Source organism: Stenotrophomonas sp. LMG 10879 (genome assembly GCF_002750935.1).
GTDB classification, from domain to species: Bacteria; Pseudomonadota; Gammaproteobacteria; order Xanthomonadales; family Xanthomonadaceae; genus Stenotrophomonas; species Stenotrophomonas lactitubi_B.
The window spans coordinates 46,208-67,914 of record NZ_PEJT01000010.1 but is presented as its reverse complement, the minus strand read 5'-3'; the positions used below and the strand labels follow the sequence as shown (position 1 = coordinate 67,914).

The 21,707-nt window shown below is 66.9% G+C and carries 19 protein-coding genes; 3 read left to right on the top strand and 16 right to left on the bottom strand.

Features of this window, described 5'->3' with window-relative positions; all coding sequences use genetic code 11:
• Positions 1-37: 37 nt before the first annotated feature.
• From CR919_RS15930 to CR919_RS15920, 3 genes are read right to left on the bottom strand one after another with little or no spacing between them, the layout of a single operon-like run.
• Positions 38-598, bottom strand: coding sequence for a hypothetical protein (locus tag CR919_RS15930; protein WP_099820842.1), 561 nt, complete (start codon positions 596-598; stop codon positions 38-40).
• The gene (locus CR919_RS15925; RefSeq protein ID WP_099820841.1) at positions 598-1,812 is read right to left on the bottom strand and encodes a TonB family protein; all 1,215 of its coding nucleotides are present in this window, start codon (positions 1,810-1,812) and stop codon (positions 598-600) included. The genes CR919_RS15930 and CR919_RS15925 overlap by 1 nt, the downstream gene beginning before the upstream one ends.
• Positions 1,805-2,170, bottom strand: a complete 366-nt coding sequence (locus tag CR919_RS15920; protein WP_099820840.1) for a BlaI/MecI/CopY family transcriptional regulator — start codon at positions 2,168-2,170, stop codon at positions 1,805-1,807. The genes CR919_RS15925 and CR919_RS15920 overlap by 8 nt, the downstream gene beginning before the upstream one ends.
• Before the next feature lie 118 nt (positions 2,171-2,288).
• Between CR919_RS15920 and CR919_RS15915 the strand changes: the two genes are divergently transcribed.
• The 3 genes from CR919_RS15915 to CR919_RS15905 all read left to right on the top strand — a co-directional run bounded on the left by CR919_RS15915 (position 2,289) and on the right by CR919_RS15905 (position 5,479).
• Positions 2,289-2,846, top strand: coding sequence for a flavin reductase family protein (locus tag CR919_RS15915; protein WP_099820839.1), 558 nt, complete (start codon positions 2,289-2,291; stop codon positions 2,844-2,846).
• A 32-nt stretch (positions 2,847-2,878) separates the two neighbouring features.
• Complete coding sequence (locus CR919_RS15910) at positions 2,879-4,831, top strand: acetyl-CoA hydrolase/transferase C-terminal domain-containing protein (RefSeq protein WP_099820838.1); 1,953 nt, start codon at positions 2,879-2,881, stop codon at positions 4,829-4,831.
• A 99-nt stretch (positions 4,832-4,930) separates the two neighbouring features.
• A complete protein-coding gene (locus CR919_RS15905; protein ID WP_099820837.1) occupies positions 4,931-5,479 on the top strand; it encodes an NADAR family protein in 549 nt (182 codons plus the stop codon).
• A gap of 109 nt (positions 5,480-5,588) precedes the next feature.
• Here the strand turns inward: CR919_RS15905 and tkt are convergent, their stop codons facing one another.
• From tkt to CR919_RS15840, 13 genes are all read right to left on the bottom strand, one after another.
• Positions 5,589-7,586, bottom strand: a complete 1,998-nt coding sequence (tkt, locus tag CR919_RS15900) for a transketolase (protein WP_099820836.1) — start codon at positions 7,584-7,586, stop codon at positions 5,589-5,591.
• A 202-nt stretch (positions 7,587-7,788) separates the two neighbouring features.
• On the bottom strand, positions 7,789-9,123 hold the full coding sequence (locus tag CR919_RS15895; protein WP_099820835.1) for a dicarboxylate/amino acid:cation symporter: 1,335 nt from the start codon (positions 9,121-9,123) through the stop codon (positions 7,789-7,791).
• Between the two features lie 57 nt (positions 9,124-9,180).
• Complete coding sequence (locus tag CR919_RS15890; protein WP_099820834.1) at positions 9,181-10,881, bottom strand: BatD family protein; 1,701 nt, start codon at positions 10,879-10,881, stop codon at positions 9,181-9,183.
• Positions 10,878-12,737 (bottom strand): tetratricopeptide repeat protein, encoded by a 1,860-nt coding sequence (locus tag CR919_RS15885; protein ID WP_243380251.1) that lies wholly within the window; start codon positions 12,735-12,737, stop codon positions 10,878-10,880. Before CR919_RS15885 ends, CR919_RS15890 begins: the two co-directional genes overlap by 4 nt.
• Positions 12,734-13,738, bottom strand: coding sequence for a VWA domain-containing protein (locus CR919_RS15880; protein WP_099820833.1), 1,005 nt, complete (start codon positions 13,736-13,738; stop codon positions 12,734-12,736). Before CR919_RS15880 ends, CR919_RS15885 begins: the two co-directional genes overlap by 4 nt.
• Positions 13,735-14,184: a DUF4381 domain-containing protein gene (locus CR919_RS15875; RefSeq protein ID WP_099820832.1), complete on the bottom strand. Its 450-nt coding sequence runs from the start codon at positions 14,182-14,184 to the stop codon at positions 13,735-13,737. The genes CR919_RS15880 and CR919_RS15875 overlap by 4 nt, the downstream gene beginning before the upstream one ends.
• Complete coding sequence (locus CR919_RS15870) at positions 14,181-15,110, bottom strand: DUF58 domain-containing protein (RefSeq protein WP_099820831.1); 930 nt, start codon at positions 15,108-15,110, stop codon at positions 14,181-14,183. Before CR919_RS15870 ends, CR919_RS15875 begins: the two co-directional genes overlap by 4 nt.
• An 8-nt stretch (positions 15,111-15,118) precedes the next feature.
• Positions 15,119-16,144 (bottom strand): MoxR family ATPase, encoded by a 1,026-nt coding sequence (locus CR919_RS15865; RefSeq protein WP_099820830.1) that lies wholly within the window; start codon positions 16,142-16,144, stop codon positions 15,119-15,121.
• Between the two features lie 330 nt (positions 16,145-16,474).
• Positions 16,475-18,460 carry a type IV pilus secretin PilQ family protein gene (locus CR919_RS15860; RefSeq protein ID WP_099820829.1) on the bottom strand — a complete coding sequence of 662 codons (1,986 nt, stop codon included), beginning with the start codon at positions 18,458-18,460 and terminating at the stop codon, positions 16,475-16,477.
• A 21-nt stretch (positions 18,461-18,481) separates the two neighbouring features.
• Positions 18,482-19,018: a pilus assembly protein PilP gene (locus CR919_RS15855; RefSeq protein ID WP_170919634.1), complete on the bottom strand. Its 537-nt coding sequence runs from the start codon at positions 19,016-19,018 to the stop codon at positions 18,482-18,484.
• Positions 19,015-19,671 carry a type 4a pilus biogenesis protein PilO gene (gene pilO, locus CR919_RS15850; RefSeq protein WP_099820828.1) on the bottom strand — a complete coding sequence of 219 codons (657 nt, stop codon included), beginning with the start codon at positions 19,669-19,671 and terminating at the stop codon, positions 19,015-19,017. Before pilO ends, CR919_RS15855 begins: the two co-directional genes overlap by 4 nt.
• The gene (locus CR919_RS15845) at positions 19,668-20,564 is read right to left on the bottom strand and encodes a PilN domain-containing protein (RefSeq protein WP_099820827.1); all 897 of its coding nucleotides are present in this window, start codon (positions 20,562-20,564) and stop codon (positions 19,668-19,670) included. Before CR919_RS15845 ends, pilO begins: the two co-directional genes overlap by 4 nt.
• A complete protein-coding gene (locus CR919_RS15840) occupies positions 20,564-21,622 on the bottom strand; it encodes a pilus assembly protein PilM (protein ID WP_032951624.1) in 1,059 nt (352 codons plus the stop codon). Before CR919_RS15840 ends, CR919_RS15845 begins: the two co-directional genes overlap by 1 nt.
• Positions 21,623-21,707: the final 85 nt, after the last annotated feature.

Here is a 21,707-nt window from a genome sequence, read left to right as displayed (position 1 = left end):
TGCATAGCCGCCTCATCGCTCCGGCAATGACGCGGCGTCATTTGCCCTGCGTGCGCACCACATGCTGGCCCTTCACGATCTCGAAGGTGAAGGCATACAGCAGGCTCACCGGCACTGGCTCAACGCGCTCGGCGCCCTCGCAGTCGCCACGGTCGCTCGGCACCTTGCCGGGTGCGAAGTGGCAGACGGCGGCGGGAGAATACTTCCACATCGCCACCGCCTCCTGCGCCGCCTGCAGCAGAGGCGCATTCTCGCTTGCCGCGCCTGCAGCGCATTCGCTGCGGTCGACCAGCGCCAGGCTTCGCTCGACAGCCCCTTCGGCATCGATCACCACCTGCAGGCAGATCGTGGTTGGCGCCAGCTCGGTGCGCGGGTCACGGTGACCGATCTGCGGATCCGGCGCTGCATACAGCTGCGGCATCCGATAGCCTTCGGTTGCTCCCAGCGTGTACGCCTGCACCTGGCTGCTGCCACCTTTCCCTTCCGCATGCAGGCGTTGATGGCCGACGCTTTCATTGCGGGTATCGACGGTGGTCAGCCGTTCCCGGGTAGCGCAGCCTGCCAGCATCCCCGCTGCCAACAGCAGCGCGATGCGCATCACCTGGCGGTCTCCGTCACGTCGTCGCTGTCATCCATGGCGAAGGTGATCGGAATACGCACGGCACCCGCCACCGGCTTGCCATTCTTCAGCGCCGGGCGATAGGTCCAGCTTCGCGCTGCTGCAATCGATACCGCTTCGAATACGCCCGGATTGGTGGCGCTCACCACACGCACTTCGCTGACAGCACCGTGCGCATCCACGTCGACGCGAAGCACCACGACGCCTGCCTGGCTCTGCTCGAACGCGCTCTTCGGGTAGCTCGGCGGCGGCATCTTGTCGACCTGGATCTCCCGATCCATGACGGCCACCGCTGGGCCGACCGCCATTGCGCCACTCTGGCTGGCCCACGCCACTGCCCCCATTCCCAGGCACAACCCGACCACCAGCACCTGACCCGACACCCACGGCAATGCCTTCCGCTTGGACTGCTGCAACATGGCGATACGCTCCTTCAACACGGGTTGGCTGCGCCAATGGCAGACCGCCGGCGCAACCGGGTGGACCAGCTGCGCCTTCAGCAGCGTGCTGGCGTACAGGCCGCGCAGCGCGGGCTGCGGGGCAATGGTGCGGGCATCGCAGGCCAGTTCCTGGTCACGCAGGAAACGACGTGCGGCCCATGGCAGCAGCGGGTGGAACCAGAACATCGCGCGCATCAGCAGCAGCACGCCGTTGGCCCAGTGATCGCCGTTGCGACGATGGCTGCGCTCGTGCTGCAGGATCAGGCGCTGCTCCTGCGCGGTGAACTGCTGGTCGAAATCGGGGCCGACCACGATGCGTGGCCGCCACAGGCCCACCAGCGCCGGTAGCCCAGGATCGCCACTGGCCTGCCAGCTGCCATCGGCACGCGCCCGCAGGCCGCCCATGCCACGTTCGAAGCGACGCTGTGCGCGCAGGTCGCGCAGCAGGCAGAGGCCCGCGCCCAGTGTCCACACCAGCAACAGCACCCAGGGCCATTGCAGCGACGCTGTTGGCAGGCCTTCCACTGCTTCGGGCACGACCTTCAGCGGCAAGGTCGGCACATGCTGCAACAGCGCGACCTGCGGCAGGGGAAGCAACAGCGCCGCTAGCAGCAGCGGCAGCAGCCACCAGCTGCGATACACCAGTCCAGCGCCGCCCAGCCGCACCAGCAGCGGCCGCACCGTCGCCAGCAGGACCACGCCCAGCGCCAGCCACAGGCTGGCCCGCCACAGTCCGTCGAGCAGCTCATTCATGGTCCAGCTCCTGGATCAGCTTCTTCAGTTCGATAATGTCCTGTGCGCTGAGCTGGCCGCGCTCGCTGAAATGCGCCACCAGCGGCGCCACACGGCCTTCAAACACACGCCCGATGAAGTCCCGGCTCTGCGTCTCGACCCATGCCTGGCGCTGCAGCAGCGGCCGGTACAGATAGCGCCGGCCGTCGCGCTCGGCGGCGATGGCGCCCTTGGTCAGCAGGCGGTTGAGCAGGGTCTTGATGGTCGGCTCGGCCCAGTCGCGGTGGGCCAGAGCGGCCACGACCTCATCGGCGGTACGCGGTGCCTGCTGCCACAGCACCTCCATCACTACGGCCTCGGCTTCGCTGATCGGGGTCATGGTTTACATCCGTAATCGACAATTCGATTACGCGCGTAATCGAACCGACTGTCAACCCCTCGATCCGTACTTCATCGCGCCTGCGCCAGCATGGGGGGCCTCCACCGCAGGTACCGGCATGAAGCCTTTGCGCAAGCGTGATTTCCCGGTCGAGCAGGCCCGGCGCTTTCTCGAGCCCGGCCCCATCGTGCTGGTCAGCACCGCCTGGCGTGGCCAGCGCAACCTGATGACGATGGGCTGGCACATGGTGATGGGCTTCTCGCCCTCGCTGGTCGCCACCTACCTGTGGAACGAGAACCACAGCTTCGGCCTGGCCCGTGGCAGCGGCGAGTGCGTGATCAACGTGCCCGGGGTCGAACTGCTGGACACCGTGGTTGACATCGGCAACTGCAGCGGCCGCGACGTCAACAAGTTCGAACGGTTCGGCCTGGATGCGGTGCCGGCGCGGGACGTGGGGGCACCCTTGGTGGGCCAATGCCATTCCAGTTTCGAGTGCCGCCTGCATGACGACAGCCAGGTCGAATCGAGCAATCTCTTCATCTGGGAAATCGTGCGCGCGCACGTTGCGCCGCGCCCCAAGCTGCCGCGCACGGTGCATTACCGCGGCGATGGCCGGTTCATGGTGTCCGGCGCCGAAGTCTCGCGTCGACGGCGGTTCAAGCCCGACATGCTGTAATGCCAGCACTCCCCCCAGCAGGACCGCCCCGGATGACCGAACACCTCACCGACCTCGACGCCGCCGTTGACTGGCTGTTCGCGCGCGTGGATGGGCCGCTGCGGATCGGTGCGCCGCTGGCGCTGGGCAAACCCCACCGCCTGCTCAACGCCCTGTATGCGCGTGTGGAACAGGACCCGTCACGGCCGCTGCAGCTGTATACCGCGCTGTCGTTGAACCCGCCGCGGGCGAAGGGAGACGGCCTGGAAGCGCGCTTCATGGCGCCGTTCGCGGCGCGCCATTTCGGTGAAGACTTCCCGCGCCTGGCCTATGCCGATGCAATCGCGCGTGACGCATTGCCAGCGCATGTGCAGGTGGAAGAGTTCTACATGCAGTCCGGCGCCCTGCTCGGTTCGCGACAGGCACAGTCCAGCTACACCAGCCTCAACTACACCCATGCTGCCGACGCCGTGGCCCAGCGCGCGCCGCAGGTGATCGTGCAGAAAGTAGCGATGCGCCCGGACGACCGGCGCCTGTCGCTGTCCTGCAACAACGACATCACCCAGGACACGCTGGACGCGATGACCGCGCGCGGCCTGCCGCGCCCGCTGCTGGTCGCCGAGATCGATCCGCAGCTGCCGTATCTGGGCGGCACGGCCACGGTCGACGTGTCCTTCTTCGATCTGGTCATCACCCCGCCGCCGCCGTATCCGGCGTTGTTCGGGCTGCCGCGGCAACCGGTGGCCGACGCCGACTACGCCATCGGCCTGTATGCCAGCACCCTGGTGCGCGACGGCGGAACATTGCAGATCGGCATCGGCACCTTGGCCGATGCACTCAGCCATGCACTGGTACTGCGCCACACCGACAACGCGCGCTACCGGCGCGTGCTGGATGCGCTGGACCCGCAACTGGCCAGCCATCCGCTGGTACAGGAGATCGGCGGACTGGATCCGTTCGAGATCGGCCTGTACGGCTGCAGCGAAATGCTCAACGAGGGCTTCCGCCGGCTGGTGCAGACCGGCGTGATCAAGCGCAAGGTGCATGATGATCTGGCGCTGATGCAGCGCATCGAGAACGGCAGCACGCTGTCCATCGACCACGCCACGCTGGAGGCGGAGGGCGAATACCTGCACGGCGCGTTCTACCTGGGCTCATCCGAATTCTACGAATGGCTGCGCACCCTGCCCGAGGACGAATGCCGGGCGATCGGCATGCGCCGCATCAGCGAGATCAACCAGTTGTACGGAGGCAACGAAACACTGGAACGCCTGCAGCGCCGGCACGCGCGCTTCTTCAATTCCTGCATGATGGCCACCGCACTGGGCGCAGCGGTGTCCGATGCACTGGAAGACGGCCGTGTGGTCTCCGGTGTGGGCGGCCAGTACAACTTCGTAGCGATGGCGCATGCGCTGCCGGAAGCGCGCAGTGTGTTGATGTTCCGCGCCGCCCGTGATGATCGCGGCCAGCGCGAATCCAATGTGCGCTGGAATTATGGGCACACGACCATTCCGCGCCACCTGCGTGACATCTATCTCAACGAGTACGGCATCGCCGATGTGCGCGGCCTTACCGATGACGACTGCGTACACGCGATGGTGGCGATCACCGAAGCGCCGTTCCAGGGCGCACTGCTGCAGCAGGCCTTCGCGGCGCGCAAGCTGGCAGCAACGGCACAACCCGATGCGCAGCGGCAGCAGCGCAACACACCACAGGCACTGGCGGCGGCACTGGCGCCGTTCCGCAACGATGGCACCCTGCCCGATTATCCGTTGGGCAGCGACTTCACCGAGATCGAACAGGTGCTGGTGAAGGCACTGGGCTGGCTGAAGGCCAACACGCAGACGCGCGGCAGCAAGCTGCGCACCGTGTGGGACGCGCTGTGGCAGCCTGCAGGTGATGGCGACGCGGTGTACCTGCAGCGGATGGAACTGCAGTCGCCCAAGGACTTCGGCGAACGACTCAATGCACGGTTGTTGAGGCTGGCCCTGGCGCGCACCGCGTAATCGCGCGGATGGTAGCGCCGGGCCATGCCCGGCGGATAACGATCAGTGCCAACCAGGGTTGGCACCTACCGCAGTGGCGCGGCACGCTATCCTGTGCGGATGAACAACGATTCCCGTTTCCTGCATGACCTGCAACGCCGCCACGCCGATGGCGAGCACCTGCGCTATCTCTGCTTCTGGGGCCACCAGCCGCCGCGCACGGGCGTGGCGGCGTCGTGTTTCAGCCAGTGGTACGACGCAGGTTTCAACATCGACGGCGTGCACTACCCCACCGCCGAGCACTTCATGATGGCCGGCAAAGCGCGACTGTTTGGTGCCACCGACATCCTCGAACAGGTTCTCGCCAGCCGCACGCCTGACAAGGTGAAAGCGCTGGGCCGGAAGATCGAGGGCTTCGACGAGGCGCTCTGGGCGCAGGCGCGCTACGCCCTGGTGGTCGAAGGCAATCGGGCCAAGTTCTCGCAGAATGCGGCGCTGGGCGATTTCCTGCGCGCCACGGAAGATCAGGTCCTGGTGGAAGCCAGTCCGGTGGATGTTGTCTGGGGAATCGGCCTGGCCAAGGATCACGCCGACGCGCACAACCCGGCGCAGTGGCGCGGATTGAATCTATTGGGGTTTGCGCTGATGGACGTGCGGGACGCGATGTAACGCCTATCCACGCATGGCGTGGATCTACTGACGCGCGGGCGATTCGTTTCGCTCCGCAAACGAGAAAGGCCGGCTTGCGCCGGCCTCCCCGTATTCCATGCAGCGCGGCTTACAGCGCCTTGGCCGCTTCCACAACGTGCGCGGTGGTGATGCCGAAGTGCTGGTACAGCTTGTCGGCCGGGGCCGACGCACCGAAGGTGTCGATACCGATCACTGCGCCGTCCAGGCCGACGAACTGGCGCCAGAAGCCGGTGATGCCGGCTTCGATCGCCACGCGCTTGCGCACGGCGTTCGGCAGCACCGATTCGCGGTAGGCCGCATCCTGGCGCAGGAACACATCGGTGGACGGCATCGAGACCACGCGGGTCTTCAGGCCGGCCGCGTCCAGCTGCGCCTTCGCCTCGGTCGCCAGCGAGACTTCCGAACCGGTCGCGATCAGGATCACGTCCGGGGTACCGGCAGCATCGGCCAGCACGTAGCCACCGCGCTCGATCTGTGCGATCTGCTCGGCGTCGCGCGGCTGGTGCGGCAGGTTCTGGCGGCTGAACACCAGGCAGCTCGGGCCGTCCTGGCGGGTGATCGCAGCCTTCCAGCTCACGGCCGACTCGACCGCATCGCACGGGCGCCACACGTCGTTGTTCGGGATGTAGCGCAGCGAGGCCAGGTGCTCCACCGGCTGGTGGGTCGGGCCGTCTTCGCCCAGGCCGATCGAGTCGTGGGTGTAGACGTGGATGGCGTGGGCCGGGATCAGCGCGCTCATGCGCACGGCGTTGCGAGCGTAATCGCTGAACACCAGGAAGGTGGCGTCGAACGGAATGAAACCACCGTGCAGGGCCAGGCCGTTGGCGATCGCGGTCATGCCGAACTCGCGCACACCGTAGTACACGTAGTTGGCATTGGCATCGTCGGTGGCGACGGATTTGCTGCCCTTCCACAGGGTCAGGTTCGAGTGTGCCAGGTCAGCCGAACCGCCCACGATTTCCGGCAGCAGCGGCGCGAACGCCTCGATGGCCAGCTGCGACGCCTTGCGCGAGGCAATGGTCTGGCCTTCGGCGGCAACCTGGGCGATGTAGGCGTCGGCCTTGGCAACGAAGTCGGCCGGCAGATCGCCATGCGAGCGACGGGTCAGTTCAGCGGCTTCGGCCGGGTACTGCGCAGCGTACTTGTCGAACTGCTGCTCCCACTCGGCCTGGCGCAGGGTGCCGGTACCGCCGGCACGCCAGCCGGCGTAGATCTCTTCCGGAATCTCGAACGGGCCGTAGTTCCAGTCCAGCGCCTTGCGGGTGGCTTCCAGTTCGTCCTTGCCCAGCGGTGCGCCGTGGCTGGATTCCTTGCCGGCCTTGTTCGGCGAACCAAACCCAATCGTGGTGCGGCAGCAGATCAGGGTCGGCTTGCCGTCCTGCGACAGGGCCGCTTCGATACCGGCCTTGATGCTCTCCGGATCGTGGCCATCGACGCCGCGGATCACGTTCCAGCCATAGGCCTCGAACCGCTCCGGGGTGTTGTCGGTGAACCAGCCTTCGGTGTTGCCGTCGATGGAGATGTGGTTGTCATCCCAGAAGCAGACGAGCTTGTGCAGGCCCCAGGTGCCGGCCAGCGAGGCGGCTTCGTGGGAAATGCCTTCCATCAGGCAGCCGTCACCCATGAACACCCAGGTACGGTGGTCGACGATTTCCAGCTCCGGGCGGTTGAAGCGCTGTGCCAGCAGCTTCTCGGCCAAGGCAAAACCGACGGCATTGGCGAAACCCTGGCCCAGCGGACCGGTGGTGGTCTCCACGCCCGGGGTCTCATGACGCTCCGGATGGCCAGCAGTGTGGCTGCCCAGCTGGCGGAAGGCCTTCAGCTGCTCGATCGGCAGGTCATAGCCGCTCAGGTGCAGCAGCGCGTACTGCAGCATCGAGCCGTGGCCGTTGGACAGCACGAAGCGGTCGCGGTTGAACCACTGCGGGTTGTTCGGGTTGTGACGGTGGTAGTCGTTCCAGAGGACTTCGGCGATGTCGGCCATGCCCATGGGCATGCCGGGGTGGCCGGACTTTGCGGTTTCAACCGCATCGGCGGCAAGGAAGCGGATGGCGTTGGCCAACTGGCGACGGGTAGGCTGCGTCATGGTTCTGTCGGAATCGGGAGGCGGCCGCGGAACTGCGGGCGGCCTATTGTCCCACAGACGCCGGGTGGGGGCAGGCCAACAAGGGCGGTCGTGCCGGCCGCTGGCCAGCAACGTCTTGATTTCCGCTGGATTCCGCATATGAAAAGGGGTCGGAGCCCTTTCCTGCGGAAAGGGATCCGACCCCGATCAGGTATTGCCTGGGTCAGTTGTCCAGACGGGCCGCGGCGGCAGCGGCCTCGGCCGGAGTGTCCGGCGCTTCCCCCTTGGCCACCAGGGTGGTCAGGGCCAGGTCGCCGGTCACGTTCAGCGCGGTGCGGCACATGTCCAGGAAGTGGTTCACGCCCAGGATCAGGCCGATGCCCAGCGGATTGACGCCGACCATCGCACAGATCATCGCCACCACCGGCAGCGAGCCGGACGGCACACCGGCCGTACCGATACCACCAAGGATGCAGACCGCCATCACCATGACCTGCTGGCCGATGCTCAGGTCGACACCGAAGAACTGGGCCAGGAAGATCACCGTCACGCCCTCGAACAGCGCGGTGCCGTTCTGGTTGGCGGTGGCGCCCACGGTCAGCACGAAGCGCGACACGCGCTGCGGCAGGCCCATCTGGTCGGCCACGCGCAGCGCGGTCGGCAGGGTTGCGTTGCTGGAGGCGGTGGAGAAGGCCATCACCGTGGCCTCCTGGGTCTGCCGGAAGAACGCCAGCGGCGAACGCCCCGACAGCCATACCGCGGTGCCGTAGGTCACCACCATGTGCAGGCCCAGTGCCAGCACCACCACGCCCACGTAGGCACCCAGGCGGATGATCAGGTCGAAGCCGAACAGCGCGGCCAGGTTGAACATGAAGCAGGCCACGGCATACGGCGCCAGGCGGATGACCAGGTTGATCAGGGTCATCGAGATTTCGAACACGCCTTCGATGGCGCGGCGCAGCGGGGCCACCTTGGCCTCGTCGGTCAGCACCATGCCGATACCGAACATCAGCGCGAAGAACATCAGCGACAGGATCGCGCCATTGTCCGAAGCGGCCTGCAGCACGTTGCTCGGCACGATCGACAGCAGCATGTCCATGCCCTTCGGCGTGCCATGGATGCCAGCCACGATTTCCTTGCTGCGCTCGGCGTTCTCCGACAGCATCAGCGCGGCCACCTGCGGGTCGACGCCGGCACCGGGCTTGAGCAGGTTGACCAGCACCAGGCCGATACCCACGGCGATGCCGGACAGCAGCACGGTGTAGGCCAACGTCTTCCAGCCGATGCGGCCAAGGGCGCGGATGTCGCCCATCTCCGACACGCCCATGATCAGCGCCGAGAAGATCAGCGGCACGATCAGCATGAAGATCAGGTTGAGGAACAGGCCCGAAGCCGGGGTGGTGACGTAGTCCATTACCCACTTGGCACCGGTCTGCAGGCCTTCGACGCTGCCGCCCAAGGCATGCACGATCAGTCCCAGGACCAGGCCGATCGCAAAGCCGATGCCCATCTTCCAATGCAGGGGCAACTTCTTCTTGTCGGCAGCAGCTGCTGTCATGCGCGGGATTCCTCGAAAAATGAATCTACTCTAACAAAGCGCGCAAGCCGCGCCGGTTCAGGGTTGCCGCGGCGGATACAGCGGCGGCAGCCCAGTGTCGACGGCGCCGCTGGCGGCCGACCAGTGCGGTCCGTCACGGAAGCTTTCGCGCAGGCGTGCCCGCAGCGCGCTGACCTCCCCCACCCCGCCCCAGCGCGCCTGCTGCAACGCCTGCAGGGTCTGCCGCTGGGCCGGATCGGCCAGCCGCTCGATCACCTGTTCCAGACGCTCCACGCCCGCCATCGAACACAGCAGCGCCTCCACCTGGTCGAAGCCCTCGCCATCGATGGCGCGGCGCAGCTCGGCCACGCTGGCACGCGACGACGGCGCAGGTGCAATGGCCCCGGGGCGGGGAGCCGTACGGGCATGGCCGACTGCATGGCGCCCACGTCGCCATCCCCATGCCAGGGTCAACAGCCACAGCACGGCCAGAGCTGCCGCGGCGGCCATCCACGGCCACGGCCGGGTGCCGGCTGCGGTCGGTACAAGAGAGGATGCAACCGAAGGGGCGGTGTCTTCCGGCAGCGCGGCATCGGTATCGATCGGTTGTGCCACGGGTGCGCCGGCGCGGCCCGCCGCCACGGCCAGCTGCAGATCCGGCAGGCTGGCCTGCTGGGCACTGCCGCTGTCCACGTTCCACCACGCCACGCGCGGCCCGGGCACGCGCAGCGGTCCCACCTGCCGCGGCACGATCGAATAGCGCCGGGTGATCTTCAGGCGTGGCGTGCTGCCATTGAAGGTCTCCTCGTACTGGGCCGGTTCGGCAAACACCTGTGCGGCATCGCCGAGGTCGGGCACGGGCAGATCGGTGAACTGGGCCCGGGTAGCGCCGTTGGCGATCGCTTCGACCATCACGGTGGCCGCTTCGCCCGTGCGCGCAGTGCTGGGTGCGGCGGTGTAGCGCAGCTGCAGGCTGTGCAGGGGCAACCATGGCTGCGCGGCCTGCGCCGGTTGCGCCTGCACCTGCAGCGTGCGTTCGGCACCGACAGCATTCATGCGGCCATCGCCACCGCTGCCGAAGAAGTCATCGAAGAAGCCACCTGCACTGCGGCCGGTGAAGCGCGCGCCAGGCAGACGCAACGCACCGCTGCGCTCGGGGATCAGCAGGAAGCGACGTTCGACTACGTTGTAGCGACGGCCGTTGACCTGGCGCACGTCGCTGCGGTCCTCGCCCACCCGCTGCAGCGACGCGCCACTGGGGGTGTCGAGCACCAGTTCGCCCGACGCCAGCTGCGAGGCGAAGTACAGCCTGACCACCACGCCCACGCTCTGCTGCACGTAGGGCGTCGGGTCATCCACCTCGGTTTCGATGAAGGCGGTGGCATTGCTCTGTGGGGTAGCCACCACGGCATCACTGACCTGCAGCACCAAGGGCACCGTGCGTGCACTGCCGACCTGCAACGAAGGCACCTGCAGCGTACCGGTGCGGCGCGGCGTCAGCGCAACCGTATAGAGGTTGCGCTGCTGGACGCCGCCGTTGCTCCATTGCACCTGGCGATTGCTGCTCTGCGCACTGAGCACGAAATCGGCATTCAACGGTGCATAGTCCGGTGCACCTTCGTCGGTCTCGATGTGCAGGGTGACCGCATCACCGGCGGCGATGCTGTCCTGTTCCAGCCAGGCGCGCGTCTGCGCCATGGCCACCATCGGCAGCCACAGCAGCAGCATCGCCAGCACAGGCAGAGGCCACCGGAATTGCCTGCTCGCCATGCCTGTCATCGCCCTTCCCTCTTTCTACGTTCGTTTTCCAACTGGAACTTGGCCCGCAGCAGTGCCCCCGGATCATCCGGTACGCGCCGCATCCAGGCCTCCACGGCCTGCTGCTCCTCGCGCTGTTGCGGCGTGCCGCCATCGCCGCGCACTGCCGTCTTGCCGGCGTCGCCAGCACGCGCCTGCTGCAGGGCCTGCTGCATGCGCTGACGCTGCTGGGCATCGGCCTGCGCCTGGGCCTGCGCGTCGGACGCCTGCGGCGGTGGCGGCTTCGCACCCTGCTGGCCGGAGCCTGCAGACGTCGGATTCTGCTGGCCTTGTTGGCCCTGCGGTTGCCGCTGGCCTTGTTGGCCTTGTTGCGGATTCTGCTGGCCCTGTTGCGGCTGATTCTGCTGACCTTGTTGGCCTTGCTGGCCCGGTTGATTCTGCTGCTGGCCCTGCTGCGGCTTCTGCTGCGGCTTCTGCTGCCCCTTGCCCTGCCCCTGGCTGTTGTTCGACGGCGGCTTGCGCTTGCGCGCAGCGTCGACCACGGCGCGGTTGGCGACGGCGTCGGCCATCTGCGGGTGGCGCGTCAGGGCCTTGTCGTAGGCGGCGATGGCGCCGTCGTAGTCACCCTGGCGGGCAAGCACGTTGCCGAGGTTGTACCAGCCGGCATCGCTGTCGATGCCTTCGAACTGCTTGCGGGCAGTAGCGAAATCACCTTGACGGTAGGCCTGCACGCCCGCGGCCAGGCGCGCGTGCTCACGCTGGTCGGCACGTTCCCACAACGTGCCCGCTGCCGGTGCAGGTGTCTGTGCAGCTGTCGGCGCTCGCGGCTGCGCCTGCAGCTGCCCGCTCAAGGGCAGAAGACCCACGGCCAGGACCGCTGCCAGTACCGCGCGACGACGGAATGCCAGCAGTGCCAGCAGCATCACCGGCGGCAACAACCAATAGCCTTCGTCCTGCCATTGCCGGGCCTGCCCCGGCCGCTGCAATGCGCCGCCATCGCTGGCATCCAGCACATCCAATGCCTGCAGATCGCGATCATCGCTGGCGATGCGCTGGTAACGCCCGCCGCCTGCGGTGGCGACGGCACGCAGGCTGGTTTCATCCAGCGCGGCCTGTGCGATCTGGCCTTGACCATCGCGGTAGGCGGCGCCGGACGGCGTGCCCAGACCCAGCACCGACACCTGCAGGCCGAGACCACGCGCCTGCGTTGCCGCAAGCACCGCTTCGCTGTCGGCCTGGTCGCTGACCAGGAGAATCTGGCCGCGCAGGGCACCGGTCTGGCGCAGCAACCGCACCGCCCAGTCGATGCCACGGTCGGCGCGCTGGCCATCACGCGGCATCACCTCCGGCGCCAGCGCGTCCAGGTACAGCGCCACGTTGGCCGCGTCGTCGGTCAACGGCGCCACGGTATAGGCGTCTTCGGCATAGACCACCAGGCCTACCTGCCCGCCTTGACGGGCGCGCAGCAACGCACCGATCTTCGCCCGCGCCTGCAGCAGGCGCGAGGGAGGAAGGTCGGTCGCGGTGATGCGGCTGGACAGATCCAGCACCACCACCAGCGGCGCGCTGGCCTGATAGACCGGCTGCGCCTGCTGCCGCCAGCTGGGTCCAGCCATCGCCAGTGCAGCCAGGGTCCAGCCCAGCAGCAACGCCCAGGGCAGGCGCGCGCGTCGCTTCCCCTCTCCAGCCAGCAAATGCGACAACAGATGGGCATCGACCGCCTGCCGCCAGGCATCGCTGCGCCGTTGCCGGTACACGGCCACCGCCACGATCAGCGGCAATGCCGCCAGCATCCACAACCAGTCCGGACGCAGGAAATGCAGCGCGCTCCAATCGAACGCGCTCCAGTCGGGCATTTTCAGCAAGGTGGCGCTCATCGGCGACGCTCCGGCCATACCCACGCCAACGCGCCCAGCAGCAACGCGACAGCCAACGGCCACGCATAGCGCTCGTTGCGCGGACGCAGTGTCGGCCCCTTCGCGGCGATCGGCTCCAGCCTGTCCAGTTCGGCATAGATGCCGGCCAGCTGGTCGGTGTCACGCGCACGGAAGAAGCGACCACCGGTCATCTCGGCGATCCTGCGCAGCGTTGCCTCGTCCACCGGGTCGCGGTCGGCGGCCACGGGAATACCGAAGAACCGCGCACTACCGTCGCTGCCAAAGGCCACGGTGTGCACGCGCACGCCTTCGGCACGTGCCAGCTCGGCCGCGCGCAGCGGTTCCAGCACACCGGCGTTGCTGACGCCGTCGGTCAGCAGGATCAGTACACGCTGCCCTTCGGGCTGACTGCGCAGGCGTTTGACCGCCAGCGCGATGGCATCACCAATGGCCGTCTCACGCCCGGCCAGGCCGACCACGCTGTCGCGCAGTTGATCGCGGACGCTGGACAGATCCGCGGTCAACGGCGTGAGTGTGTAGGCACGATCGCCGAACACCAGCAGGCCGACGCGATCGCCGGCACGACGATCGAGGAAATCAGCCAGCACCGCCTTGGCAGCCGTCAGACGCTCGACCGGCTGTGCGCCAAGCACCATGTCCGGCTCGCTCATGCTGCCGGATACATCCATCGCCAGCATCATCTGCCGGCCTTCCTGTGGCGGGGTGATCGCCTCACCCAGTTGCTGCGGTCGCGCCATCGCCACGCACAGCGCCAGCCAGCCCAACCAAAGCAAGCCGCTGCGCAACCAGGAAACCCCGACGCGGCCGCCGCCCGCCAGTGCTTCCAGTTCGGCAGCGGCGTAAGGCACGCGCAGCGCAGCGCCAGGATCGGCACGCCGTTTCCACGCGTACATCAGGATCGGCAACGGCAGTGCCAGCAGCGCCAGCGGCCACGCCAGCTGCAGATCCGGCCAGGGCCAGTAAGCTGACAGCGCGCTCATCGACGGCGCTCCTGCAGCAACGCCAGGTAGCGCGCCCGCGCCCACGCGCGCACATCGGCCACGGCGGCGGCATCCACATGGGGACGATAGGCCCCCTCGGCCAGCAGGTTGCGCTGCGCAGCCGGAAGGGTGTCGTTGGGATCGACATACTGCCACCACGCATCATCGCGCAGCGCTTCGCTGCCGGGGCGTGCCTGACGCGCCGCACGCCGCAGCAGGCTGGCGATGGCGGCCAGTTCCGACGGTTCGCCGGTCACAGCAGCGATCTCCTGATCGAACAGACGCAGCCACTGTTGCCGGCGGCGACGGCGACGCCAGGCCACCGCAGCAACGATCACCAGCACCAGCAGGATCAGGGCGATCAGCATCAGCCATCCGGGAGCCGGCGGCCACCACGAGGGCGAAGCCGGCAACTGCACATCACGCAGTGGCAGGGAGGCACTCATGCCGGCACCTCCGTCGCTGCCGGTGCCAGCCAGGCATCGCTGGCCGCATCGGTGGAAAGCACCTGCACATCGACGCGACGCGCGGCGAGCTGGCTGCGCAGCTGCTGCAGGGGTTCGACGAAATGCGCCTGCCAGTGCGCCTGTACATCGCTGCGGCGCAGGTCCAGGCCGATGCGCTGCTGTGCGGCGAGAAACTGCAAGGGGGCCGCCGGCGGCTGCAGCTCGAGCGGATCGACCAGCAGCAGCAGACTCAGGTCATGGTGCTGGGCCAGTGCGCTCCAGCGCGCTGGCGGAATGCGGATCGCCTGCAGCGGGCCGGCCAGCACCAGCATCCGCGCGCCGGGGCGCAGCACGCGCCCAGCATGGTCCAGCGCGCGCTCCAGGCCGAGGTCATCGGCCGGTGGCTGCGCGTACCAGCGCGTGAGTGCATCAAGTACACGCAGTACCCCACGGGCACCGCCGGCCGGTGCGATCGGTGCCTCACGATCACTGCCGCGCAATGCACCGATGCGGTCGCCGCGACGCTGCGCAGACCATGCCGCGATGGCGCCGGCACGCGCCGCCTGCACCGACTTGAAGCGAACGCGGGTGCCGAAATACAGCGCAGGCGACGTATCGGCAACGATCAGGGTGACCCGCTCGCGTTCTGCCTGGAACAGTTTGGTGTGCGTGCGACCGGTGCGCGCAGTGACGCGCCAGTCGATGTGGCGCGCGTCGTCGCCCGCCACGTACTCGCGTGATTCGGCATATTCCATGCCTCGTCCGCGCAGCGGCGACGGCGCCTGGCCTGCGCTGCCCGCGCGCCCTCGACGAGGCGGCGGCGGGCGCTGCGCCAGGCGGCGCAATGCCACCAGCTCGGCCAGCTGTGGGCGCAGACCATCGCCATCACTGGTGCTCGGAGCAGGTCCGTTGGGCGTGCCGGTCATGCGCGCACTCAGGGTGCCGGTACCCGGGCCAGCAGTTCCTGTACCAGGCGTTCGCCATCCCAACCTTCGGCGATGGCTTCATAGCTGGGCAGGACCCGATGGCGCAGCACATCGGCCGCCACGGCGCGCACGTCGTCAGGGGTGACGAAATCACGCCCTGCCAACCACGCCCGCGCCCGCGCGCACCGCTCCAGTGCGATGGAGCCACGGGGGCTGGCGCCCCACGCGATGCGGCGCCCCAGCGAGGCGTCGTAGCGCGAAGGGTCGCGCGAGGCCAGCACCAGTTCGATCAGGTAGCGCTCCAGCGCGGGGGCCATGTGCAGTTCCAGCACCTCGCGGCGCGCATCGAAGACATCCTGCATCGGCAGCTTTTCCGGCGCCACTGCGGTTTCACCAAGCGCACCTCGGGCACGCTCGCGGGCCAGCCGCAGGATTTCCGACTCGGCCGTCTGGTCCGGATAACCGATGCGTACGTGCATCAGGAAACGATCCAGCTGTGCTTCCGGCAGCGGGAAGGTGCCTTCCTGCTCGATCGGGTTCTGCGTGGCCATCACCAGGAACAAAGAGGGCAGCGCGTAGGTGTGACGGCCGACGGTCACCTGGCGTTCGCCCATCGCTTCCAGCAGCGCGGACTGCACTTTGGCGGGCGCGCGGTTGATTTCGTCGGCCAGCAGGATCGGGTGGAAGATCGGCCCCGGCACGAACTCGAAGCGCCCTTCCTGCGGGCGCCAGATCTCGGTACCGGTCAGGTCGGAAGGCAACAGATCCGGGGTGAACTGCACCCGCGCGAAGTCTGCTTCCAACCGTGCCGCCAAGGCGCGGATGGCCGTGGTCTTGGCCAGGCCCGGAGCGCCTTCCACCAGCAGGTGGCCATCGGCCAGCAAGGCGATCAGCAGGCGTTCGACCAACGCCGCCTGACCGACGATCTCGGCTGACAGTGCATCGCGCAGGTCGCTGAAGGCCGCATGCAGGCGCGAGGTGATGGGGGCAGGCGGCGGAGAAACGGATTCGGGCATCGGCGGAGGCAGGTTCATGGGGGCCTTTGACCGGCGCAGGATGGCTCGGGTTCCCCACATCATCGCAGGCCGTCCGGCTGCTGGCATCAAGAACGGCTGAACAGCCTCCACGCATGGCGTGGATCTACTGGAGGGACGTGGCGTGGATCTACTCGCCCATCCACGCATGGCGTGGATCTACTGGAGGGACGTGGCGTGGATCTACTCGCCCATCCACGCATGGCGTGGATCTACTTGAGGACGTGGCGTGGATCCATTGCGCCCATCCACGCATGGCGTGGATCTACCTGGGCAAACGACGCGGGGCCGCACATGGCGGCCCCGGTCGGATGCAGCAGGTGAAACGCCTCAGTTCTGGCGGGCCACGCGCAGGACCTTCGGGGTCACGAACACCAGCAGTTCGGCTTTGTCCTTGTTGCGGCCACGCTTCTTGAACAGGTTGCCGAGGAACGGCACATCGCCCAGGAACGGTACCTTGCTGACACTGTTGCGGTCGGTGAACTCGTAGACGCCACCGATCACCACGGTCTGGCCATCTTCCACCAGCACGGCGGTATTGACCTCGCGGCGGTTGATGGACGGCACCGTGCCGTAGCCCTGCAGCTGGATCAGCTGGTCGACCTCATCCTTCTTCACCGCCATGTTGAGGAACACGCGGTTGTCGTTGGTGATGGTCGGGGTGACCTTCAGTTCCAGAACCACTTCCTTGAACTGGACGTTCGGGGTGGCCACGCCACCGGCGCCGCCGCCACTGATGGTGACATAGCCGATTTCCTTGCCCTGCTTGATCAGCGCCTCGCGCTGATTGGTGGTCACCACCCGCGGATTGGAAATCACTTCACCACGCGATTCTTCCTGCATGGCGGACAATTCCACGTCAAGCAGATAGCCGGCATTGAGGATCGACAGCGCCAGCGAACCTGGATTACTGGCCGTTGCAACCGGCAGGTTCCAGTTCAGGCCGCGGGTGATGGCCGAACCGACCGAAACCGGCGGCGGACCCACGCGGCCACCGGCGATCCAGTCGCGCTCGGCCTTCGCGTTCGCGCTGGTTGCGTCCACCTGCGACTGGCGGGTCTTGGCGTTGGCATCGAGGTCACCGCTGAAGTACACGTTGTCACGGCTGCCGCTGATACCAAACTTGGCGCCCAGCTCGCGAGCGAACGTGTCGGTGGCGATGACGATGCGCGCTTCGATCAGTACCTGGTCGACCGGGCGGTCGATGACACTGATCAACTCGCGCATGCGCGCGATCTTCTTCGGAATGTCGCTGATCATCAGTGTGTTGGTGCGCTCGTCGGCGACGATGCGGCCGCGGCCCGACAGGAAGCCACTTTCTTCCTGCGAACTGCCGCCACCACCACCACCACCACCACCGCCGCCACCACCACCACCGCCACCGATGCCCTTGGCCTCGGTCAGTGCTTTGAAGATCTGCGTGGCGCTGTGGTAGTTGATCTGGACGTAGTCGGTCACCAGGTCTTCGCGGTTTTCGATGGCGATGCGCGCGTCTTCCTTCTCCTGCTCGAACTTGGCCAGCTCGGACTGCGGCGCAACCCACACCACGCTGCCGTCACGACGCTTGTCCAGGCCCTTGGCACGCAGCACGATATCCAGTGCCTGGTCCCACGGCACGTTGACCAGGCGCAGGGTCACATTGCCCTGTACCGAGTCGGAGGCCACCACGTTCAGATTCGACTCTTCGGCGATCAACTGCAGCACGGTGCGCACGGGCACGTCCTGGAAGTTGAAGGTCACCGGCTTGCCGGCATAGCCGCGCTGCGGCACGCCCTTGGCGGCCTGGGTCACGCTGCCGGCAGTGACTGCGCCAACGGCGGCCTGCGCCTGCCGCGGACTGATCTCCACCACATACTCGTTGCCACTCTGGTAGGCCAGCGACTCGACCGGACCGCCCGTGCTCAGCACCAGCTGGGTGCCGGCGCCGGACGGCTTGGCGTCGATGCGCTGCACCGGGGTGGCGAAGTCGGTGACGTTCATCGGCTTCTGCAGGTTGGCCGGCAGGCGCGCGTTGCCGACATCGACCACCACGCTGTTGCCCTGGCTGCGCAGGTCGGGCATGGCGCCCTGGCCGTCGAACTGCAGGATCAGGCGGCCCGCGCCGTCATCGCCACGCTTGAAATCGATGCGTGCGACCGACAGGCCTGCCGGTGCAGCGGCCGGCGTGGCCGCCAGCGCCGTGCCGGTCGGCTTTTCCGACGGTGCGGCGGCCAGCGCCGGAGCGCAGGCCAGCATCAACGCGACTCCCAGCGCGCTGATGCGGTTCAAGGTAGTGCGCCGGATGGGACGCAGCCCCTTGGCTTGGTGAAAGGTCATCGTGCTATCCCCAGTAAACGATCATTGATCTTCCAGCGCGAGCGTTGCTGGACGTTCCAGCCAGCCACCCGCGCCATCCGGCACCAGTTCGATCAGCTCCACGCGGTCTTCGAAGACCGCGGTGACCCGCCCGTCGCTCTGCCCCAGGTAACCGCCGGGACGCACCCGATAGGTCACCTTGTCCGGCCCCATCACCAGCGCCACGGTGCCGGCGCCTGTTCCGATGGTGCCGACCATGTCCAGCGCGTCCAGCGGGAAGCCTTCCATCGGCTCCTTGCGCCGGTTCGGGTCTGGCCGCAGCCCCCCATTCCCCTGCTGCGGATTGGTCCAGGCATCGGTGAACGGATCGCGCATGCCCTGCGCGGAATACTCGAAGGTCTCGAACTGCTGCATCACCGGTAGCGGCTCCAGCGGCTGCGCCGGTCGCGCACGCTCGCTTTCGACCCACTTTTCCAGGTTGGGTGCATCACCCGGCGTGCTGGTCACGCCGCGGCCACAGGCGGCCAGCAGCAGCACCGTCAACGCCATGCCACCACGTGCAATGAAGGAACGGATCACTTCTTCGCCTCCTTGCCCGCTTCAGCCTTCTGCTGTTCCTCGACCTCGGCCTCATCCAGGTAACGGTAGGTCTTGACCGTACCGGACAGTTCCAAAGCACCGGCCCGGATGTTGCCGCCGGTCTTGTCCTTCGGCTTGAGGTTGATGTCGTGCATGGTCAGGATCACCACCCGCGGCAACGAGGCCACGCCGCTGACGAAGGCACCGAACTGGTGGTAACTACCCACCATCCGCAGCTTGATCGGCTTCTCGGCGTAGAACTCCTTAATCTGCTCCTGCTCAGGCTCGAACAGCTCGTTGGCCAGGCCGCTGGACAGCGCGGTCTGCGAGATGTCGATGATCAGGTCCGGCATCTCGGTCTTGCTGGGCAGCTGCCGCAGCATCTGCTGCAGGACCTGCTCCATCTGTGCCAGCTGCTGCTTCAACGGTTCCAGGTTGACTGCGCGTTCCTGTTCCTTGGTGAACTCGGCACGCAGCTCGGTTTCCCGCGATTCCAGTCCAGCCAGTTCTTCGCGCTTGCCGCTGATCAGCAGCATCCACAGCACGAACATGATCACCAGGGCGATCAGCGAGCAGAACACGATCTTCGCGTTCCTCGGCCAGTTGCCGATGTCGTTGAAATCGAGGTTCTTGATGTCGACTTTCTTGCTCATGCGCGATCCCCCTGCAGCGGGGCGTGGAAGGCCTGCGGTGGCTGCGCCAGGCGGCTGCCCTCAGGCTTGGTGGCCGGTGCGGCCGGTGCAGGCTTGGCGGGCGCAGGCGTTGCCGCCGGTGCCGGGGCCTGTGCCGGAGCCATTGCAGGCGTGGCCGCCGGTGCCGTAGCCGTCCCCGGCTGTGGTGCGGCAGCGGCAGGCGCCGCGGCGTCGGGCCCGGCACTGAGCGGTGCGACCGTCGGTGCCGCTGGTGCGGTGCTGGCCACGCTGCCATCAGGGTTCAGGCCCGGCGTGGTCGCCGCTTCCTCGCTCTGCGCGGGCAGCTTGACCTTGACCTTGAACACGTACGGCAATGCCTTGATGTCGGCTACCGGACCGGTCGCGCGCCCGTCCTTGTCCTTGTCCGGCTCACGCGCCTCGATGATCGCCAGCTCCGGATTGGTCATCCAGCCGGAGACTTCGAGGTTGCGCATGTAGGCCGAGACCCGGGCGTTGGACTGGGTGCGGCCCTCCAGGGTCAGCACGTCGCCTTCCTGCTGCAGGGCGGTCAGCACCACGCCATCGGGAATGGTGCGGACCAGCGCATCGAACAGGTGGACCATCTGCGAGCGCTTCGCCTGCAGCTGCTCGATCACCGCCTTGCGGGCCAGCAATCGGTTCTTCTGCTCATCGAGGCGATCGATTTCCTTGTTCTGCTCCTTGACCTTGTCGATCTCGGTCTGCAGGTAAGCGTTGCGATCGTTCTGCCCGCTGACCTGCATGTCGTAGTAGAACCAGATCAACAGCGACAGCAGCAGGCCACCCAGCGCGGCCATGCCCAGCATGACGCCGAACTCGCGCTGGCGTTGCTTGCGCCGTTCGGCGCGCCAGGGCAATAGATTGATGCGTGCCATCAGTCAAAGCTCCTCAGCGCCAGACCGGTCGCGATCATCAGCGCGGGGGCGTCCTGGGCCAGCGCGTGCGCCTGCACCTTCGGCCCCAGGGTCATCTGTGCCAGCGGGTTGGCGACCACGGTCGGCACGCCCAGCTGTTCCTCGACCATCTCCGGCAGGCCTGCAAGGGCGGCACAGCCGCCAGCCAGCACGATGTGATCGACCCGGTTGAATTCGCTGCCGGCGTAGAAGAACTGCAGCAGACGGCTGATCTGCTGCACCGTGGCTTCCTTGAACGGCTCCAGCACTTCCATCTCGTAGCTTTCCGGCAGCCCGCCCTGGCGCTTGGCCAGACCGGCTTCCTCGTAGCTCAGGCCATAGCGGCGCATGATCTCGTCGGTCAGCTGCTTGCCACCGAACACCTGTTCGCGGCTGTACAGGCTGCGGCCACCACGCAGTACGTTGAGGGTGGTCATGGTGGCGCCGATATCGACCAGCGCAACCACGCCCTCGGCCGAAACCGGCAGCTCGCTGGCCACCAGGGCGAAGGCGTTCTCGACCGCGAAGGCCTCCACGTCCATCACCTTGGCCTGCAGGCCACCCAGTTCCAGTGCGGACTGGCGCAGTTCCACATTTTCCGAACGCGAGGCAGCCAGCAGCACCTGGACCATTTCCGGGTTGTTCGGGATCGCCCCGATCACCTCGAAGTCCAGGTTCACTTCCTCGATCGGATACGGAATGTAGTTGACCGCTTCCAGCTCGATCTGGGCTTCCATGTCGTTCTCGTCCAGGTCGGCCGGCATCGGGATCACCTTGGTGATCACCGCCGAACCGGCCACGGCCGCAGCGGCCAGCTTGGCCTTGCTGCCGGAACGGTTCATCGCCCGGCGGATGGCCTCTCCCACGGCCTCCACTTCGACGATGTTCTTCTCCACCACCGCGTTCGGCGGCAGCGGTTCCACGGCATAATGTTCCACACGGAAACGATTGCCGCTACGGGAAAGCTGCAACAGCTTTACCGCAGTCGAACTGATGTCGACGCCAATGAGTGGCGACTGACTTTTTGGGATGAGCCCCACGGTTTCTCCCCTGCCGACGGGCACTTGGACGCAAGAGCTGCGTCCGCGCATTAATAACGTATTCTTAGCAAATGGCAACCGCCCT

Excerpts from the sequence above, each read along its gene's own strand:
- CR919_RS15930 (WP_099820842.1), bottom strand. The coding sequence starts at position 598 with ATGCGCATCGCGCTGCTGTTGGCAGCGGGGATGCTGGCAGGCTGCGCT.
- CR919_RS15925 (WP_099820841.1), bottom strand. The coding sequence starts at position 1,812 with ATGAATGAGCTGCTCGACGGACTGTGGCGGGCCAGCCTGTGGCTGGCG.
- CR919_RS15920 (WP_099820840.1), bottom strand. The coding sequence starts at position 2,170 with ATGACCCCGATCAGCGAAGCCGAGGCCGTAGTGATGGAGGTGCTGTGG.
- CR919_RS15915 (WP_099820839.1), top strand. The coding sequence starts at position 2,289 with ATGAAGCCTTTGCGCAAGCGTGATTTCCCGGTCGAGCAGGCCCGGCGC.
- CR919_RS15910 (WP_099820838.1), top strand. The coding sequence starts at position 2,879 with ATGACCGAACACCTCACCGACCTCGACGCCGCCGTTGACTGGCTGTTC.
- CR919_RS15905 (WP_099820837.1), top strand. The coding sequence starts at position 4,931 with ATGAACAACGATTCCCGTTTCCTGCATGACCTGCAACGCCGCCACGCC.
- tkt (WP_099820836.1), bottom strand. The coding sequence starts at position 7,586 with ATGACGCAGCCTACCCGTCGCCAGTTGGCCAACGCCATCCGCTTCCTT.
- CR919_RS15895 (WP_099820835.1), bottom strand. The coding sequence starts at position 9,123 with ATGACAGCAGCTGCTGCCGACAAGAAGAAGTTGCCCCTGCATTGGAAG.
- CR919_RS15890 (WP_099820834.1), bottom strand. The coding sequence starts at position 10,881 with ATGACAGGCATGGCGAGCAGGCAATTCCGGTGGCCTCTGCCTGTGCTG.
- CR919_RS15885 (WP_243380251.1), bottom strand. The coding sequence starts at position 12,737 with ATGAGCGCCACCTTGCTGAAAATGCCCGACTGGAGCGCGTTCGATTGG.
- CR919_RS15880 (WP_099820833.1), bottom strand. The coding sequence starts at position 13,738 with ATGAGCGCGCTGTCAGCTTACTGGCCCTGGCCGGATCTGCAGCTGGCG.
- CR919_RS15875 (WP_099820832.1), bottom strand. The coding sequence starts at position 14,184 with ATGAGTGCCTCCCTGCCACTGCGTGATGTGCAGTTGCCGGCTTCGCCC.
- CR919_RS15870 (WP_099820831.1), bottom strand. The coding sequence starts at position 15,110 with ATGACCGGCACGCCCAACGGACCTGCTCCGAGCACCAGTGATGGCGAT.
- CR919_RS15865 (WP_099820830.1), bottom strand. The coding sequence starts at position 16,144 with ATGAACCTGCCTCCGCCGATGCCCGAATCCGTTTCTCCGCCGCCTGCC.
- CR919_RS15860 (WP_099820829.1), bottom strand. The coding sequence starts at position 18,460 with ATGACCTTTCACCAAGCCAAGGGGCTGCGTCCCATCCGGCGCACTACC.
- pilO (WP_099820828.1), bottom strand. The coding sequence starts at position 19,671 with ATGAGCAAGAAAGTCGACATCAAGAACCTCGATTTCAACGACATCGGC.
- CR919_RS15845 (WP_099820827.1), bottom strand. The coding sequence starts at position 20,564 with ATGGCACGCATCAATCTATTGCCCTGGCGCGCCGAACGGCGCAAGCAA.